The following is a 15,580-nucleotide window of genomic DNA, read 5'->3' as shown; positions in this document are numbered from 1 at the left end:
ATGACGACGGAAAAACAAGCTCTCTTGGCGCGCGAGTGGGGCGCCGTCCTGGATGGCGCCGGCCAGGCCATCGAGTGGGTGGAACAGGTGCGCGGCGACTCCAGGCGTCTGGACAACGACGCCGATAGTCTGCTGCGCCAGTTGCGCCAGATGCGCAACAAGAGCCGCGATCTGCAGCAGGCCGCCGCCACCCCCATGGCGATCGGCTTTTTCGGTGTCTCGCAGGCCGGCAAGTCGTTCCTGATCTCGGCGCTGGGCGCCGATGCCGATGGCCAGTTCGAGACCGATTACGGCGGCCAGCGCGTCAATTTCATCAGTCATGTGAACCCGCCCGGCACCGGCAAGGAAGCCACCGGCCTGGTGACCCGCTTCACGCGCGCGGCGCAGCCCGCAGAGGATCCCGCCTTCCCGATCGAGGTGCGCCTGATGCGCGAGGTCGACCTGGCCAAGATTCTGTGCAACAGCTGGTTCAACGACTTCGACCAGAACCGGGTCGAGTATCGCCTGGACGAGACGCGCATCGAACGGGTGCTGAGCCGCTTCGAGGGGCGCGAGGCGGGCGCGGTGCAGGCAGGCGTGGACGCCGACGATGTGGTGTCGTTGTGGGATTACGCCCGGGTGTCGTTCGAGCGGCCCTTGCATGCGCTGGAAAACGGCTATTGGCAGCAGGCCATGCGCCTGGCGCCACGTCTGGCCGCCCACGAGCGCGCGGAGCTGTTTTCGCTGCTGTGGGGCGAGATTCCCGAACTGACCCGCTGCTATGCCGACATCGCGGCCAGCCTGGGCCGGCTGGATTACGCGCAGACCGCCTTTCTGCCGCTGCAGGCATTGACCTCCACGGTCGATGGCCGCCTGCAGTACGGCCGCGACAGCATCATGTCGGTGGATGTGCTGCTGCGTCCGAACGAGGGCAAGCGTATCGAGGCCCGTCCCTGCGTGCAGGGGCGCCTGGCCGCGCCGGTCAGCGTCGACCTGCAGCACCTGGCCGTGCTGACGCTGGAACTGGTGTTTCCCCTGCGCGACGAACCGCGCGAGCCTTGCGTGGCCAGCGTCGACCTGCTTGATTTTCCCGGTTATCGCGGGCGCTACACGGCGCGCGAGCTGAGCGATGTGCCGGCCGAGGGCAATCCGGTGGCGCAGCTGTTGCTGCGCGGCAAGGTGGCCTATCTGTTCGAGCGCTATACCGATACCCAGGCCATGAATGGCCTGGTGATGTGCACGCATGAGCAAAGCGATGTCAGTGACATCGCCAAGGTGCTGGAACGCTGGGTCGATCGCAGCCAGGGCGATTCGCCGCAGGCGCGCGCCGGGCGGGCCTGCGGCCTGTTCTGGGCCATCACCAAGTTTGACCTGCGGCTGCAGCGCATGCTGGGGCTGACCGATGGCGCTCAGATCGACGAAAGCTGGTACGGCATGATCCACGGTACCATGGAAGACCGCTATGGCGGCCTGGGTTTCATGAAGGCCTGGTCAACGGGGCCGGCGGGCGAGGTGCCTTTCAACAACGTCTACCTGGTGCGCAAGCCCGGCATGGAGATCTCCTTCATCCGGCTCAACGGCCAGCGCGAGGAAATCGATCCGCAGCGCCGTGCGCGGCTGGATGCCCTGGGCCGGGACTTCGTGGCCCACCCCAGTATCCGGCAGCGCGTGGCGCAGCCCCAGCAGGCCTGGGACGCGGTGCTGGTGGAAAACGACGGCGGCATGTCGCGCCTGGCCGAAGGCCTGAGCCGCATCGTCGACATCGACTTCAAGCTCGATCGCCTGCGTCAGCAGTTGCAGGACGAGCGCGAAGGCAAGACCGGCGTGCTGCATCGTCTGGCCCAGTATCACCAGAGCATCGACGGCGATGACCTGGCGCTCAAGAAACAGCGCGGCCAACAGCTGGCGCAGGCGCTGTACGGTGCGCGCAAGGCCATCCCCGAGCTGATGCATGCCCTGGAGCTGCAGCGCGAAGACCTGCGCGACCTCTACCTGAACGGACTGAAGACACCGGAAGGCGAGGACGAAGCGGTGTCGCCGGCGGCGGCCGAGGCGCCGGTCGAGTCGAATCCCTTTGCCGCGGCGGCGAGCGCAGCCAACCCCTTTGCCGCCGCCGAGCCCAATCCCTTTGCGGCCGAACCCAACCCCTTCGCCGCCGAACCCGGCCCGTTCGGGGCGGCGCCGGCCAGCGCCCCGGCCGGCGCGCGCCAGCCGGCGCTCAAGACGGCGGACCACCGCTATGCGCAGGCGGTGTTCCAGCGCTGGGTGGCGCATCTGCGCGAACTGCCGCAGCGCACGCACCTGCTGGCCAGCCTGGGCATCGCGCCGGAACTGGCCGACATGCTGGTCGAGGAACTGGTGACCGCCGCGCACCGGATGCAGTTGCAGGAGCAGATCGAGGCGCGCCTGACGCAGCGTCAGGACAGCAGCTCCCGGCGTGAACAGCTGGCCATGCGCCAGGTGTTGCGCGCCCAGCTCGCGCTGCATGATTTTCTGGCCTGGCTGGGTTTCCTGGAGATTGACCAGGCGCAGCGTCCGCTCAGCCTGGTCAATAAACAGCATCTGTTCACCGCCACCACGCGCCTGGATGCGGCCGGGCTGCCGGATCTGGATGCGCAGCCGCTGGACACCAACGCGCAATACGCCGGTTACTGGCTGACCGGCCTGACCGATGTGGTGCTCAACAATGCCGGCCACGCGGCCGGCCGGGACATCTCGCTGGAACAGAACCAGGCGCTGGGGCGCATTCTGCAAGGCTTCACGCAGGCATAGTCGAACAACATGGCAAGCATACTTTTGAAGGCGGTTTCGCCGGGTCACGCGGAACTGCACATCTCGCCCTGGGAAGGGCCGGCCGATGAGGTCGAGTTGTCGGTACAGCGCAACGAAGGCGCGCGGCACCTGGATGCCAACGCCCGCCAATGGGTCGGCGACGAGCGCTGGATGCGTCTGCAAGGCGCCCGCCTGCAGGGCGACGCCCTGGTCATGCCGGTGGGGCCGGATTTCGTCGATACCTTGCTGGCCGGCACGCAAGGCCCCCGTTGCCGGGGCTATGTGCGCAGCGGCGGGGGCGAGGCCGTGCAACACGGTTTCCGCGTCGAGGCCGAGGTGCTGCCGAGTTCGGCGGCCGGGCAGGCGCCCACGGTAGGCAGCCACAGCGCCATCAGCGCGCCGGCCGAGCCGCCACCCTCGCCACCACCCGCGCCGCCGGCACCGCCCGCGCCGACGACCGAGCCGCGCAAGAGCCGGCTGTGGCTGTGGCTGCTGCTGGCGGTCTTGATCGCGGCGGCGGCCGTGGCGGCCTACCTGCTGCTGGGCCGTGAGGCCCCGGCCGAGGCCCCGGCGGACGGGACGCCCGCCGCCATGGGCTGCACGGCCACCGGACTCAAGCAGGATAAGCTGGACGTCATGACGTTCGTGCAAGCCTGCGTGCGCGACGTGCAGGACCCGGCGGCCCTGCTGGCCGTCATCCAGGCCGCGCGCGACGGTGGCCAGTGCGAAATTGCGCAGCGCCTGTATGCCAACCGCGCCAATGCAGGCGACATCACCATCGCCTATGCCTATGCGCAGGAGTATGACCCGGCGCATGCCGCCAGCCCCTGCTTCCCGCCCGAGGCCGCCACGGCGCGCTACTGGTACGAGGCCGTGCTGGAAAAAGACCCCAAACATGCCGAGGCCCGCGCCAAGCTGCAGGCCTTGCCCAACTGATCGAGGCGCCGCATGACGAGTTCCGTGCCCCCGCTTTTTCGCCGCAGTCTGCTGGGGCTTGGCCTGCTGGCGTTCAGCGCGGCCGCCCACAGCGCCGCCCCCTTGCTGCAGGAAGGCAAGAAGACCCTGTACCAGCGCGTGCTGACCACGCCGGGCTGCCAGCTGGTGGCCGAACCCGGGGGGGCGGGCGGCAAGCCGCAGCCGGCCTTCAGCCGTTTCTATGTCTATGCGGTCAAGCCCGAGCAGGGGCGCAACTGGATACAGGTGGGGCCGGACTCTTTCGGCAAGACGGTGGGCTGGCTGGACCAGGCCTGCACGGTGGACTGGAAGATGCAGCTGGCGCTGGCCTTCACCAACCCGGCCGGGCGCGAACGCACCTTGTTCTTCAAGGACCGCGCCACGCTCGAAGGCGTGCTCGACGCCATCGACCCGGTCACGCGGGTGGCGCCGCTGCGCCAGCAGCTCAAGAAGCAGGGGCGCGCCGATGGCGTGGTGGCCCAGGAGCCCGAGCTCTTCGTGGACATGCAGAAGAACTTCTACCTGCTGCCCATCCTGAGCGGCGAGGAAGTGATGACCGAGCAGGGCTTTCGCACCCGGGTGCTGAATGTCGCCTCGGTCAGCGCCAAGGAAGCCGCCGCCGGCGCCCAGGCCACGGCCGGCGACGAGGTGTCATCCAGCGAGCAGCGCGTCAACCAGATCAAGGAGTTTTCGGCCGCCGTGGTGTTCGTGGTGGACTCCAGCATCTCGATGGATCCCTACATCGAGCGCACGCGCGAAGCCGTGCGCCGCGTGTATCAGCAGATCGAGCAGGAAAAGCTCGGCGAGCGCGTCAAGTTCGGCCTGGTCGCCTTTCGCTCCAATGTGAAGGCGGTGCCCGGGCTGGAATACGTCAGCCGCGTCTACGCGGATCCGAACACCGTCAAGGACGGCGCCGACTTTCTGGACAAGGTCTCGGGCCTGAGCCAGGCCAAGGTATCCAGCGCGCTGTTCGACGAGGACTCCTACGCCGGCGTGATGGATGCGCTGAACTCGGTGGACTGGAGCCAGTTCGGCGCCCGCTATATCGTGCTGATCACCGATGCCGGCGCGATCGAGGGCTCGCACAAGCTTTCCTCCACGGGCCTGGATGCCGGGCAGATCCGCATGGAGGCCGCCAAGCCGGGCGTGGCGATCTACACGCTGCACCTGAAGACGCCGGCCGGCGCCAAGAATCATGCCCACGCCCAGGCCCAGTATCGTGATCTGTCGACCTACGGCTCGACCAATCTGTCGCTCTATTACCCGGTCGACGCCGGTGATCTGAACGAGTTCGGCAAGAAGGTCGATCTGCTCTCCAGCGCCATCACCCAGCAGGTCAAGTCGGCTTATCTGGGCGAGGATGCCGTGGGCAGCGCAGCCAATGCCACGGACCCCGGGCGCAAACCGGCCACCCCGGATGAGAAATTGCAGGAAGACGCCGCGCTGATCGGCCAGGCCATGAAGCTGGCTTATCTGGGCGAGCGGATCGGCGCACAGGCGCCGCCGGTGTTCCAGGCCTGGATCAGCGACCGCGATCTGATCAGGCAGAATCTGCCCACCACCGATGTGCGGGTGCTGCTCACCAAGGGGCAGCTCAGCGACCTGAGCGATGTCATGCGCAAGATCGTGGAGGCGGCCAACCAGGGCCTGATCTCGTCATCGGAGATGTTCAACCAGTTGCGTGCGGTGGCCGCCGCCATGGGCGCGGACCCCAATCAGCTCAAGCAATCCGACAAGAAGCTCGCCGAGATGGGGTTCCTGGCCGAGTATCTGGAGGGGCTGCCGTACCAGAGCGAGGTGCTAAACCTGGATGAGGACACCTGGAAAAGCATGGACGGGCTGGCGCAGGAGAAGTTCATCCGCAGCCTGACCATCAAGCTGAAGCATTACCAACTCTATAACGCCGATGTCGACCGCTGGGTGGCGCTGGCGCCGGACAGCGATCCGCGCGAACACGTCTATCCGGTGCCGCTGGAAATGATGCCCTGAGACGGCTCTGATGCTGGCAATCGAGGATTTGCATTTGCGGCGCGGCGCCGGCGCCGATGCCTACGAGGTCGAGCTGCCGGCGTTGCGCCTGCGGGCCGGCGAAGTGGTGGCGGTCGTCGGCGACAGCGGCTGCGGCAAGAGCACGCTGCTCGAAGGCGTGGGTTTGCTGCTGACGCCGCAGCGGCTGGGCAGCTACCGGCTGGGCGATTGCGCCAGCGTCGGCCAGTGGGCGCTGCGCGGCGATGATCGCGCCTTGGCGGGACTGCGCGCGCGCCAGCTGGGCTTCGTGCTGCAGTCGGGCGGTCTGCTGCCTTACCTGAGCGCCTTCGAGAATCTGGTGCTGCCGCGCCGGCTGGCTGGCCTGGCGCTGCGCGATGCGCATCTCGACTATGCCATCGAAGCCCTCAACCTGGGCGGGCTGTTGCACAAGATGCCGGCGGCCCTGTCGATCGGTGAACGCCAGCGCGTGGCCTGCGTGCGCGCCATGGCGCACGGTCCGCAGCTGCTGCTGGCCGATGAACCGACCTCAGCGCTGGATCCGGACAATGCGCGCCGCCTGTTCGGCCTGTTTCTGGAGCTGGCGCGACGTCGCGAGATGGCCTGCCTGGTCGTGTCGCACGATCGCGCCCTGGTGCGCGAGTTCGGCCTGCCCGAGCTGGCCGCGCGCCTGGGCCCGCGAAAAAGCGTCTTCACCCTCGCGGGAGCGGCCCCATGAAAGTCCTTCAGGTGGCGCGGCTGTCCTGCGCCGATCTGCGTCACGACTGGCTGGTATCGCTGTGCATGGTGGCCTCGCTGGTGGCGGTGATCGCGCCGCTGCTGCTGTTGTTCGGCCTCAAGCATGGCGTAGTCAGCGCCCTGCAGGATCAGTTGCTCAATGACCCGCGCAACCTCGAAATCCGCATGCTGAGCAGCGGCAGCTATGATCAGGACTGGGTCGATGCCCTGGCGCGCGAGCCGCAGGCCGGCTTTGTGATCGGGTTGACGCGCTCGCTCAATACCCAGGCCGATTTCGTGGCCGGCGGGCGCTTTGTCGACAGCGCCGAGATCCTGCCCACGGCGGCGGGCGACCCTTTGCTGGCCGGCGTGGACCACCCGGGCCTGACGGCCGGCGACGTGGTGCTCAGCGCGCAGGCCGCCCGGAAACTGGACGTGCGGGCGGGGGATGCGGTGCGTCTGCGCATTCTGCGGCGTCTGGACGGGCGCGAGCAGCGCGTCATGCATGGCCTGCGGGTCAGCGCGGTGCTGGCGCCGCAAGCCTATCCGCGCGCCGCCGGTTTCGTGGCCCCCGCGCTGCTGCAGGATATCGAATGGTATCGCGACGGCTTTGCCGTGGCGTCGCTGGGCGTGGACGAGGGCCGGCCCGCCTCGCAGGCCCAGCGTCGTTTTTCCAAGGCGCGCATCTATGCCCGTGACATCGACGCCGTGCAGGCGCTGGAGCAGCGCCTGAACAGCCAGCGGATCGAGACGTCCAGCCGGCTGGCCGAGATCCGCAACGTCAAGGCCATCGATCACCTGTTGTCGACCGTCTTCGGCGTGATCGCCGGCACGGCGGTGCTGGGCTGCCTGGCTTCGCTGGGCGGGGCCTTCCTGGCCAATGTGCGGCGCAAGCGCCGCGACCTGGCGCTGTTGCGCCTGGTGGGCCTGCAGGGCGGGGCGATCAGCGCTTACATCCTCATCCAGGCGCTGGTGCTGACGGCCATCGCCTTTGTGCTGGGGCTGGGGCTGTATGCCGCCGGCAGCAGCCTGTTCAACCATCTGCTTGGCCTGAGCCAGGAGACCGGCCGCTTCATCAGCCATATCACGCCCTGGCATGCGCTGGCGGCGTTGGGCCTGACGCTGGCCGTGGCGCTGCTGGCCTGCCTGCTGGGCGCGGCCAGCGCGCGCCGGATCCAACCTGCGGAGAGTCTGCGTGAAATCTGAATCCAATCTGCCGCAGGCCGGCTGGCGAGTCCTGGCTGTGGCCATGGGCCTCATGGCGGGCTCGGCGGTCCATGCTGCCGAGGCGGCCAAGTGGGACACCCGCTACACCAATCCCAAGCCGGCCGCCGGCGACGTGGTATTGCCGCTGCCTTGCGGCGGCGAACTGGTGTTTCGCAAAGTCGTGGTGCCGTCGGCCGGCCCGCTGGATGATTTGCCGGTCATGGTGGGGCAGGAGTCGGAGCAGTTTGCTTTCGTGGAGCAGCGTCGCCAGGCCCATATCGCCGGCAGCTTCACCGAACAGGGCAAGGGGGCCGCGGCGCGCTATTACCTGATGGCCAAGTACGAGCTGACCGGGCAGCAGTACCAGGCGCTCAAGACGCTGGAGAACGAGGGCAAGGGTTGCGAGGCGCCGTCGCGCAAGGGCATGCTGCCGGTCACCGGCGTGAGCTGGTTCGAGGCGGTCAACCTGGCCCACCGCTACAGCGTGTGGCTGCGCCAGCATCACAAGAATGCGCTGCCCAAGGAAGACGGGATCACGGGCTTCGTGCGCCTGCCCACCGAGGTGGAATGGGAGTTTGCGGCCCGCGGCGGCGCCAACGTCGATCCGGCGGCTTATGCCGAACTGCGCTACCCCATGCCTGAGGGCGTGCAGGCCCACGAGTGGTATGGCGGCGCCCAGTCCTCCAATGGCAAGCTGCAACTGGTCGGCTTGCTGGCTCCCAACCCCCTGGGCTTGCATGACATGCTGGGCAATGCCGCCGAGATGACCCAGGATGCCTTCCGGCTCAACAAGCTGGATCGCCAGCATGGCGGAGCCGGAGCCTATGTGATCCGTGGCGGCGATTTTCGCAAGCCGGAAGACGGGATCCGTTCGGCGGCGCGTCGTGAAGGCAACTTCTACAGCGAGGATGGCGAACAGCTCGACAATGCCGTGGGCATGCGCTGGGTGGTGGCCGCGCCCGAGATGACCTCGCGCGAGCGCATCCAGCAGCTGGAGCAAAGCTGGCGCAAGCTGGGCAGCGGCGATGTTTCCAACGACGCCGCGGGCAAGGGGCGTGCGGCGGTGCAGGAGCTCGGCGAACTGGCCGGCAAGGTCGAGGACGCAAAACTCAAGGAGCAACTCAAGGAGCTGGAAGGCAAGCTGCGCGCCAGCAACCAGCGCCAGGAGGAGGCGCGCGACCAGGCCATCCGGGCCAGCCTCAACCTGGGCGCCTTTCTGTGCACCAAGCTGCGTGATGACGGACGCTATGTGCAGTTCGTCGAGAACACCTACAAGGAACTGTGCGAGGCATCCGCCGATTCGCCCGAGTGCGTGGGCTACAAGGGCAACATCGACAAGCGGCGCTACGAACTGGCGGAAACGACGCAGTACTACGCCAGCAGCCTGGTCGATGCGGCCACGCTCTATGGCAAGGAAAACATTGCGCGGCAGATGCCTGTGATCTCCAGGATCCTGGAGCAGAACGAAAAACTCAAAGGGCTGCAGCCCTATCTGAATGTGTATTGGGGCCACCAGCAGGCTTATCTCAAGTCCTGGAAGATAAACAAGGACGCCTGGCTGGCGGCATGTGTAGAGGCGGTCAAGAACTGACCGGATGGAGAAGCAGATGCAAAGCAGAATCGCGCGCTGGCGGCGCGCTTGGATGGCCGCAATGATGGCGGCCACATTGGCCATCACCGGGTGCGCGAGCACCGGCAGCAGCATGCTGGGCGGCGCCCAGGTCGACCCGCGCCTGGACGCCGGCAATGATGCCGAGTTCTTCAGCCGCTCGGGCTTCCAGGCGTGCGCGGGGGCGGCGGCCCTGGGGGTGGCGGCCTGCCTGTTGACCGCGCCCAGCAACAAGAAGGCGATGTGCGCCATCATCGCCGGCGTGGCCGCCTGCGGCGTGGCCATGGGCACCAACTACTACCTCGACTATCGTCGCAGCCAGTACAAGACCACCGGTGAGATGCTGGACGCCATGACCCAGGACGTCGAACAGGATACCCAGAAACTGCAGCAGCGCTCGCAGACCATCCAGGCGGTGATCGACTCGGACAAGCAAAAGCTGGCCCAGCTCAATGCCGAAGTGAAAACCGGCCGCATGCAGGAAGAGGCCGCGCGCAAGCAGTTGCGCAATATCGATGCCAACATTGCGCGCATCAAGAAAGAGCAGGCCAACATCGACGACAAGATCGCGTCCTATCGCGAGGTGTCGGCCGCCACCACCGGCGGCAGCAAGGCCGAGATCAAGAAGCTCGACGCCCAGATCGAGAAAATGCAGGTCGAGGCGGCCAAGCTGCGCAACGCCATGGGCGTGCTGACCACGCAACGTGATTCGCTGGATTGGGGGAAAGCCGCATGAAACCGCGTTATCTGCTTGTCCTGATGCTTGCCGCCCTGGGCGGTTGCGGCAGTCTGCCGCCGGGCGCCTGCGATCCCAACAATGCCGATGTCAGCATCTTTCGCAAGATGCAGTGCGATGCCTCCGGGGGCTATCGCGAAAGTGTCGATCGCAAGGAGGCGCGCCTGAGCGCCGCGCAGGAGGAGAACGCCCTGTTCCGCGAGTCATTGGCCGCGCTGGAAGCCCAGCAGGCTTCCTATAAGCTGCCGCTTCAGGCGCAGCAACAGGCTCGCGACCAGGTCGTCTCCAGCACCCGTCGCCTGCTGGATCAGGTCAAGCAGAAGGGCTCGACCGACAAGAAGCTGCAGGCCCAGCTGAAGCTGGCCGAGAAGGATCTGGCCGAACTGCAGGCCCAGCCCATCACGGCCTCGGCAGGCAATGCGGAGATCGCGGCGCGTCAGCGCAAGGCCCAGGAGCTGGAGCAGATGGTCAAGCGCCTGCGCGCCAGCGTGCTGCAGGCGCCTTAAATCCCGGCGGCCCGCGCGGGCCGCCGCTTTTCTATAGAGCATCACCGTGCAACGTTTTCTACGTGAGCCGAATACCGATGGCGCGGCTGCCGAGCAGGCCGCGCGCGCCTTCAGCGACGGCCTGGCCCTGATCGAGCGTCATTTTCCGCCCAGCGTGGCGCAGGCCTACGCCATTGCCCGGGCCGGCGCCGACGGGACCCTTGAGTGGTGGACCCGCCAGGAAGGCAAGGTCACGCCTTTCGCGGCCCTCAGTGCCGACCAGCAGCGCGAGCTGTTGGCCCGCTATGCGGAGCATCAGGGGCAGCTGGAAAGCCTGGCGCAGACCCTGGAGGCGCGTGGATTGAGCGAGCAGGCCGCCACGGTGCGCGGCCTGCGCAGCGCGCCGGATCCGGCGCGCCTGCACAGTGTGGAAGGACGCTTGCTGATCACGCACTGGAGCGAGCCGCGCGCGCCGGCGCCTGTGCCGGTCGTCGTGCCGCGCCGGCGCTGGTGGTGGTGGCTGCTGGCGCTGTTGCTGCTGGCCTTGTTGCTGGGGCTGTTGTGGTGGTGGCTGATGCGTCGCCCGGTGGCGCCCGTCATGCCCCCGGCGGCGCCGGTGGTGCACACTGCGCCCGAACCGGTGGCGCCGCCTGCGCCCGAGCCTGCGCCGCCCGAGCCCGTGGCCGAGCCACCGCCTGCGCCCAAGCCCAAGCCGCAACCCAAGCCCGATCCCCAGCCCGGCTGGCCCACCGAACTGGTCTTCGTGCTGGACTCCTCGGCGGGCATGGCTCGGCCGGCTGGGGCGGACTCGCCCTTGCGCCAGCAGCTTGCGCGTCATGAGATCGAGCGCATCGTCGGGGGCCTGCCTGCGCGTACCGAGACCCATCTGGTGCGTTACGCCGGCAAGAGCTGCGCCGCGCCGGTGCACAACGGGCCTTACAAGGCCAATCAGCGCGACGCCTTGCTCACGCAGTTGCGCCAGACCTCCAGCGTGGGGGCTTCAGCCCTGGCCGAGAGCCTCAAGGTGGCCGCTTCCAAAGTGGATGGCAGGCAGCGCGATGCCTTGATCTTTGTCTTTGCCGGCGGCCCGGATGGCTGCGGCGGGGACGTCTGCGCGACCGCCCGCGAGATCCATCGCAGCAAGCCGCGCCTGCGCATCAACGTGGTGGACCTGACCGGCGACAAGAGCCTGGACGCCTGCGCGGCGAAGATCACCGGCGGGGAGTCGTACAACTGGGGCGCCCGCAACCGCGATACGCCGGGGGTGGACCTGTCCAAAGAGGCTGCCCGCATGCTGGCGCCCTGAGGCCGGGCGGCCGGCCAAGGGCGAAAAAAGAGCCCGGCGCAGGCTGGCCTGCGCCGGGCTGTCAAACCGGGCCGGGGCAGGGCAGGCCCTGCCGCTTCGCACCGTGAGGCGGGCGCGGCCTTACTCGGCCTTCATGTTGGCTGCCTTGACGATGGCGCCCAGGCGCTTGTCTTCGGCGGCGATGAAGGTCTTGAACTGCTCGACCGTGTTGGGGATGGCTTCGTAGCCGGCGTCGGTCAGCTGCTGCTTGACCTTGGGCATGGCCATCACCTGGTCAATCGCGTGGTTCATGGCGGTGATGATGGGCTGGGGCGTGTCCTTGGGCGCATACATGCCGCCCCAGTGGGTGATGTTGATCTGGCCGAAGCCCTGCTCGCCGGTGGTGGGGGTGTCGGGCAGCAGCGGGCTGCGATGGTCGGCGGTGGCCGCCAGTGCGCGTACCTTGCCGGCATTGACGTAGGCCCGTACCGAGACGGCGGCTTCCGAGGCGGCGTCGACCTGCCCGCCCATCAGCGCGGTAGAGCTTTCCGAGCCGCTCTTGTAGGGCACGACCGTGACCGGAACCTGCAGCGCCTGGCCGAGCATCTCGGCGACAAAGTGGCCGGTGCTGCCAGTTCCGGCGGTGGCAAAGAGGATGGGGTGCTTTTTCTTGCGCGCCTCTTCCTGCCAGTCTTTGAGCGAGTGGATCTTGCTGTCGGCCTTGACCACGATCACCGAGGCCGATTCGAACAGCAGACCCACCGGCACCAGGTCGCTGTCTTCATAGGGCATCTTGCTGCGCAGCATCTTGTTGGTGATGGCGCCGTTGCCCGCGATCAGGAAGGTGTAGCCGTCGGCCGCTCCTTTGGCGACGATGTCCGAACCGATGATGCCGCCTGCTCCCGGCCGGTTGTCGATGATGACCGGCTGCTTGAGCTGTTCGGACAGACCCGTGGCGAAGATGCGGGTCATGTTGTCCAGCTGGCCGCCTGCCGAGAACGGCACCACCAGGCGCACCGCACGGTCGGGCCAGTCGGCGGCCTGTGCCAGCGAGGCCGCCGTCAGGCCGGCGGCCAGCGCCAGCGCGCGCAGCGGGAAGGGAAATCGCTTGCTGTTCATAGTGTCTCCTTGGAATAGGTGAGGTTGCTGCTCATCTTCTAGTGTTGCGGCACTTCGCGCGAGTCTTCGAGCGCCTGACGCAGCACGGCGGGCAGGATGCCGCCGGCGCGCCAGATCTCGATCTCGTGTTCATTGTCCAGGCGGCACAGCAAGGACAGCGGCTGGGGCGCGCCGCGGCCCCGGATCAGGCAATGCACCATGCCCTGCGGCGCCAGGCTGGCGGGGATGTCCAGGTCAAAGGTTTCGGTGCCGTCCAGGCCCAGGGTCAGGCGGGTGACGCCGGCCGGCAGCTGCAGCGGCAGCACGCCCATGTTGACCAGGTTGGAGCGGTGGATGCGTTCGAAGCTCTCGGCGATCACGGCGCGCACGCCCAGCAGGCGGGTGCCCTTGGCGGCCCAGTCGCGCGAGGAACCGTTGCCATAGTCCTTGCCGGCCACCACGACCACCGGCACCTGCGCATCGCGGTACTGCATGGCCACGTCATAGATCGGCAGCACGGCGCCATCGGGCTGGTGGCGCGTGGCGCCGACCGGTCCGTCAGGCAGCAGTTCGTTGATCAGGGTCGGCTGGGCGAAGGTCGCGCGCATCATCACGCGGTGGTTGCCGCGCCGCGCGAGATAGGTGTGCAGCGCATCGGGGGCCACGCCCAGCGACAGCAGGTAGCGTCCGGCGCTCGATTGCGGCGGGATCTCATTGGCCGGCGAAATATGGTCGGTGGTGACCGAGTCGCCCAGGATGAGCAGCGGGCGGGCGCCCTCGATGCGCACATGGCCTTGCTGCAGCGGCACATCCAGATAGGGCGGGCGGCGCAGGTACAGACTGTCGGCGTCCCAGGCATAGCAGGCGCCGGCATGGGTCGGCAGCGCCATCCAGGCGGGATCGCCATCGAAGACATCGCGGTAGCGTTCGGTGAACAGCGACGGATGCACGTGCCCGGCCACCACGGCGTCGATCTCGGCGTCGTCGGGCCACAGCTCGGCCAGCATCACCGGCGTGCCGTCGGCGCGCCAGCTGACCGGTTCGCTTTCCAGGTCGCGCGTGACCGTGCCGGCGATGGCGTAGGCCACCACCAGCGCGGGCGACACGAGGTAGTTGGCGCGCGCCAGCGGATGCACCCGGCCCGGGAAATTGCGATTGCCCGAGAGCACCGCAGCCACACGGGGGTTGCCCTGGGCGATGTGTTGCTCGACCGTGGCGTCGAGCGAGCCCGACAGGCCGGCGCAAGTGGCGCAACCATACCCCGCAGTGTGAAAGCCCAGCGCATCCAGCGCGGCCTGCAGGCCGCTGCTTTCCAGGTAGTCGGTCACCACGCGCGAGCCGGGTGTGAGCGAGGTCTTGGTCCAGGCTGGCGGGCGCAAGCCCAGGGCCTGCGCCTTGCGGGCGAGCAGGCCGGCGGCCACCAGCAGACGCGGGTTGGAGGTGTTGGTGCAGCTGGTGATGGCGGCCAGCACCACGGCCCCCTCGGGCAGCTCGGGGCTGGGGGTGGCAGGCAGGGCGGCCGTGGTTTTCCTGAAGGTCAACGGCACCTCGGCCAGCGTCATGCGGTCCTGGGGGCGGGTGGGGCCGGCGGCCACGCGCGTGATCTGCGCCAGATCCACCTCCACCATGCGGCGATAGCCCGGTGCCGCAGCGGTGCGCCACAGGCCGGCCGCCTGGGCATAGCGGCGCACCCGCGCGATCTGCGCCGGCTGGCGGCCGGTGCGCGCCAGATAGGCGAGGGTTTCCTCGTCGATGGGGAAGTAGGCGCAGGTCGAGCCATATTCGGGCGCCATGTTCGACAGGGTGGCCCGGTCTTCGAGCGACAGCACGCCGTCGAGGGCTTCGCCGGTGAACTCCACGAACTGGGCCACCACCTTGGCCTCGCGCAGGATGCGAGTGAGGTTGAGCACGATATCGGTAGCCGTGATGCCGGGGGCGGGGCGGTTGAACAGTCGCACCCCGATGATGTCGGGCGCGCGCAGCACCAGCGCATCGCCCAGCATGGCGGCCTCGGCCTCGATGCCGCCCACGCCCCAGCCCAGCACGCCCAGGGCATTGACCATGGTGGTGTGGCTGTCGGTGCCGACCAGGGTGTCGGGACAGGTCACGCGCGCGCCCTGCGCCGTGGTGACGGTGGTGGCCACATCGGCCAGGTATTCCACGTTGATCTGATGCAGGATGCCCTTGCCGGGCGGCACCAGGCGCAGGTTGTCGAAGGCGCCCTGGGCCCATTTCAGAAAGGTGTAGCGCTCGCGGTTCTGGGCATATTCGCGCGCTTCGTTGGCCTGGCGCGCACCGGGGTGGCCGCCTTCCTCGGCGATCAGCGAGTGATCCACGATCAGGTCGACCGGGATCATGGGGTTGATGCGGCGCGGATCCCCGCCGCGCGCCTGCACCACGTCGCGCATGGCTGCCAGGTCGATCAGGCTGGGAATGCCGCTGACATCCTGGGCCAGTACGCGGGTCGGGTGCAGCCAGACATCGGCGGCCTCGGCCTGCGCGGCGGTGTCAGGGTGGTAGGCGCGCAGCAGGGCCAGCGCATGCCTGCGCTCGGCGCCGGGCGCGCTTTCATGGCGCAGGGCGTTCTCGATCAGCACGCGCGCGACATAGGGCAGGCGGCTGGCGTTCAGGCCATGGTCGGCGGCAAAGGCCGGCACCGAGAAGTGCAGGCCGTGGTCGGCGCCTTCGTCGTAGCTCAACAGGTAGGGGTCTTGAGTGGGGTGCTGCATCAGCTTGTCTCCATGTTATCCGGT

The 15,580-nt window shown here is 68.0% G+C and carries 11 protein-coding genes; 9 read left to right on the top strand and 2 right to left on the bottom strand.

All coding sequences use genetic code 11. The features are described from left to right. The 9 genes from A7V84_RS07185 to A7V84_RS07145 are packed head-to-tail and all read left to right on the top strand — an operon-like array spanning position 1 to position 11,750. Positions 1-2,751: a virulence factor SrfC family protein gene (locus A7V84_RS07185; RefSeq protein WP_025518149.1), complete on the top strand. Its 2,751-nt coding sequence runs from the start codon at positions 1-3 to the stop codon at positions 2,749-2,751. A 9-nt stretch (positions 2,752-2,760) separates the two neighbouring features. Beyond that, positions 2,761-3,687 carry a hypothetical protein gene (locus A7V84_RS07180; protein ID WP_127070793.1) on the top strand — a complete coding sequence of 309 codons (927 nt, stop codon included), beginning with the start codon at positions 2,761-2,763 and terminating at the stop codon, positions 3,685-3,687. 12 nt (positions 3,688-3,699) lie between these two features. Next, positions 3,700-5,694, top strand: a complete 1,995-nt coding sequence (locus A7V84_RS07175) for a vWA domain-containing protein (RefSeq protein WP_025518147.1) — start codon at positions 3,700-3,702, stop codon at positions 5,692-5,694. Positions 5,695-5,704: 10 nt separating this feature from the next. Then, positions 5,705-6,409, top strand: a complete 705-nt coding sequence (locus tag A7V84_RS07170; protein WP_025518146.1) for an ABC transporter ATP-binding protein — start codon at positions 5,705-5,707, stop codon at positions 6,407-6,409. Then, complete coding sequence (locus A7V84_RS07165; RefSeq protein WP_063492012.1) at positions 6,406-7,614, top strand: ABC transporter permease; 1,209 nt, start codon at positions 6,406-6,408, stop codon at positions 7,612-7,614. Before A7V84_RS07170 ends, A7V84_RS07165 begins: the two co-directional genes overlap by 4 nt. Beyond that, positions 7,604-9,205 (top strand): formylglycine-generating enzyme family protein, encoded by a 1,602-nt coding sequence (locus tag A7V84_RS07160; RefSeq protein WP_231886761.1) that lies wholly within the window; start codon positions 7,604-7,606, stop codon positions 9,203-9,205. The genes A7V84_RS07165 and A7V84_RS07160 overlap by 11 nt, the downstream gene beginning before the upstream one ends. A 16-nt stretch (positions 9,206-9,221) precedes the next feature. Continuing rightward, a complete protein-coding gene (locus A7V84_RS07155) occupies positions 9,222-9,959 on the top strand; it encodes a hypothetical protein (protein WP_051348336.1) in 738 nt (245 codons plus the stop codon). Continuing rightward, positions 9,956-10,465, top strand: coding sequence for a hypothetical protein (locus A7V84_RS07150; RefSeq protein WP_033534172.1), 510 nt, complete (start codon positions 9,956-9,958; stop codon positions 10,463-10,465). Before A7V84_RS07155 ends, A7V84_RS07150 begins: the two co-directional genes overlap by 4 nt. Before the next feature lie 46 nt (positions 10,466-10,511). After that, positions 10,512-11,750, top strand: a complete 1,239-nt coding sequence (locus A7V84_RS07145; RefSeq protein ID WP_033534173.1) for a VWA domain-containing protein — start codon at positions 10,512-10,514, stop codon at positions 11,748-11,750. 120 nt (positions 11,751-11,870) lie between these two features. On the opposite strand, the gene A7V84_RS07140 is transcribed toward A7V84_RS07145, so the two are convergent. Both A7V84_RS07140 and acnA read right to left on the bottom strand, forming a co-directional pair. Beyond that, positions 11,871-12,848, bottom strand: a complete 978-nt coding sequence (locus tag A7V84_RS07140) for a tripartite tricarboxylate transporter substrate binding protein (protein WP_025518135.1) — start codon at positions 12,846-12,848, stop codon at positions 11,871-11,873. 38 nt (positions 12,849-12,886) lie between these two features. Beyond that, entirely contained in the window at positions 12,887-15,556 is a 2,670-nt protein-coding gene (acnA, locus tag A7V84_RS07135) for an aconitate hydratase AcnA (RefSeq protein WP_025518133.1), read from the bottom strand. Positions 15,557-15,580 lie beyond the last annotated feature (24 nt).

It is taken from the genome of Bordetella trematum, assembly GCF_900078335.1.
Lineage (GTDB): Bacteria > Pseudomonadota > Gammaproteobacteria > Burkholderiales > Burkholderiaceae_B > Bordetella > Bordetella trematum.
This window is presented reverse-complemented; position numbering and strand designations above follow the sequence as displayed.

Excerpts from the sequence above, each read along its gene's own strand:
- A7V84_RS07170 (WP_025518146.1), top strand. The coding sequence starts at position 5,705 with ATGCTGGCAATCGAGGATTTGCATTTGCGGCGCGGCGCCGGCGCCGAT.
- A7V84_RS07180 (WP_127070793.1), top strand. The coding sequence starts at position 2,761 with ATGGCAAGCATACTTTTGAAGGCGGTTTCGCCGGGTCACGCGGAACTG.
- A7V84_RS07175 (WP_025518147.1), top strand. The coding sequence starts at position 3,700 with ATGACGAGTTCCGTGCCCCCGCTTTTTCGCCGCAGTCTGCTGGGGCTT.
- A7V84_RS07165 (WP_063492012.1), top strand. The coding sequence starts at position 6,406 with ATGAAAGTCCTTCAGGTGGCGCGGCTGTCCTGCGCCGATCTGCGTCAC.
- acnA (WP_025518133.1), bottom strand. The coding sequence starts at position 15,556 with ATGCAGCACCCCACTCAAGACCCCTACCTGTTGAGCTACGACGAAGGC.
- A7V84_RS07140 (WP_025518135.1), bottom strand. The coding sequence starts at position 12,848 with ATGAACAGCAAGCGATTTCCCTTCCCGCTGCGCGCGCTGGCGCTGGCC.
- A7V84_RS07150 (WP_033534172.1), top strand. The coding sequence starts at position 9,956 with ATGAAACCGCGTTATCTGCTTGTCCTGATGCTTGCCGCCCTGGGCGGT.
- A7V84_RS07185 (WP_025518149.1), top strand. The coding sequence starts at position 1 with ATGACGACGGAAAAACAAGCTCTCTTGGCGCGCGAGTGGGGCGCCGTC.
- A7V84_RS07155 (WP_051348336.1), top strand. The coding sequence starts at position 9,222 with ATGCAAAGCAGAATCGCGCGCTGGCGGCGCGCTTGGATGGCCGCAATG.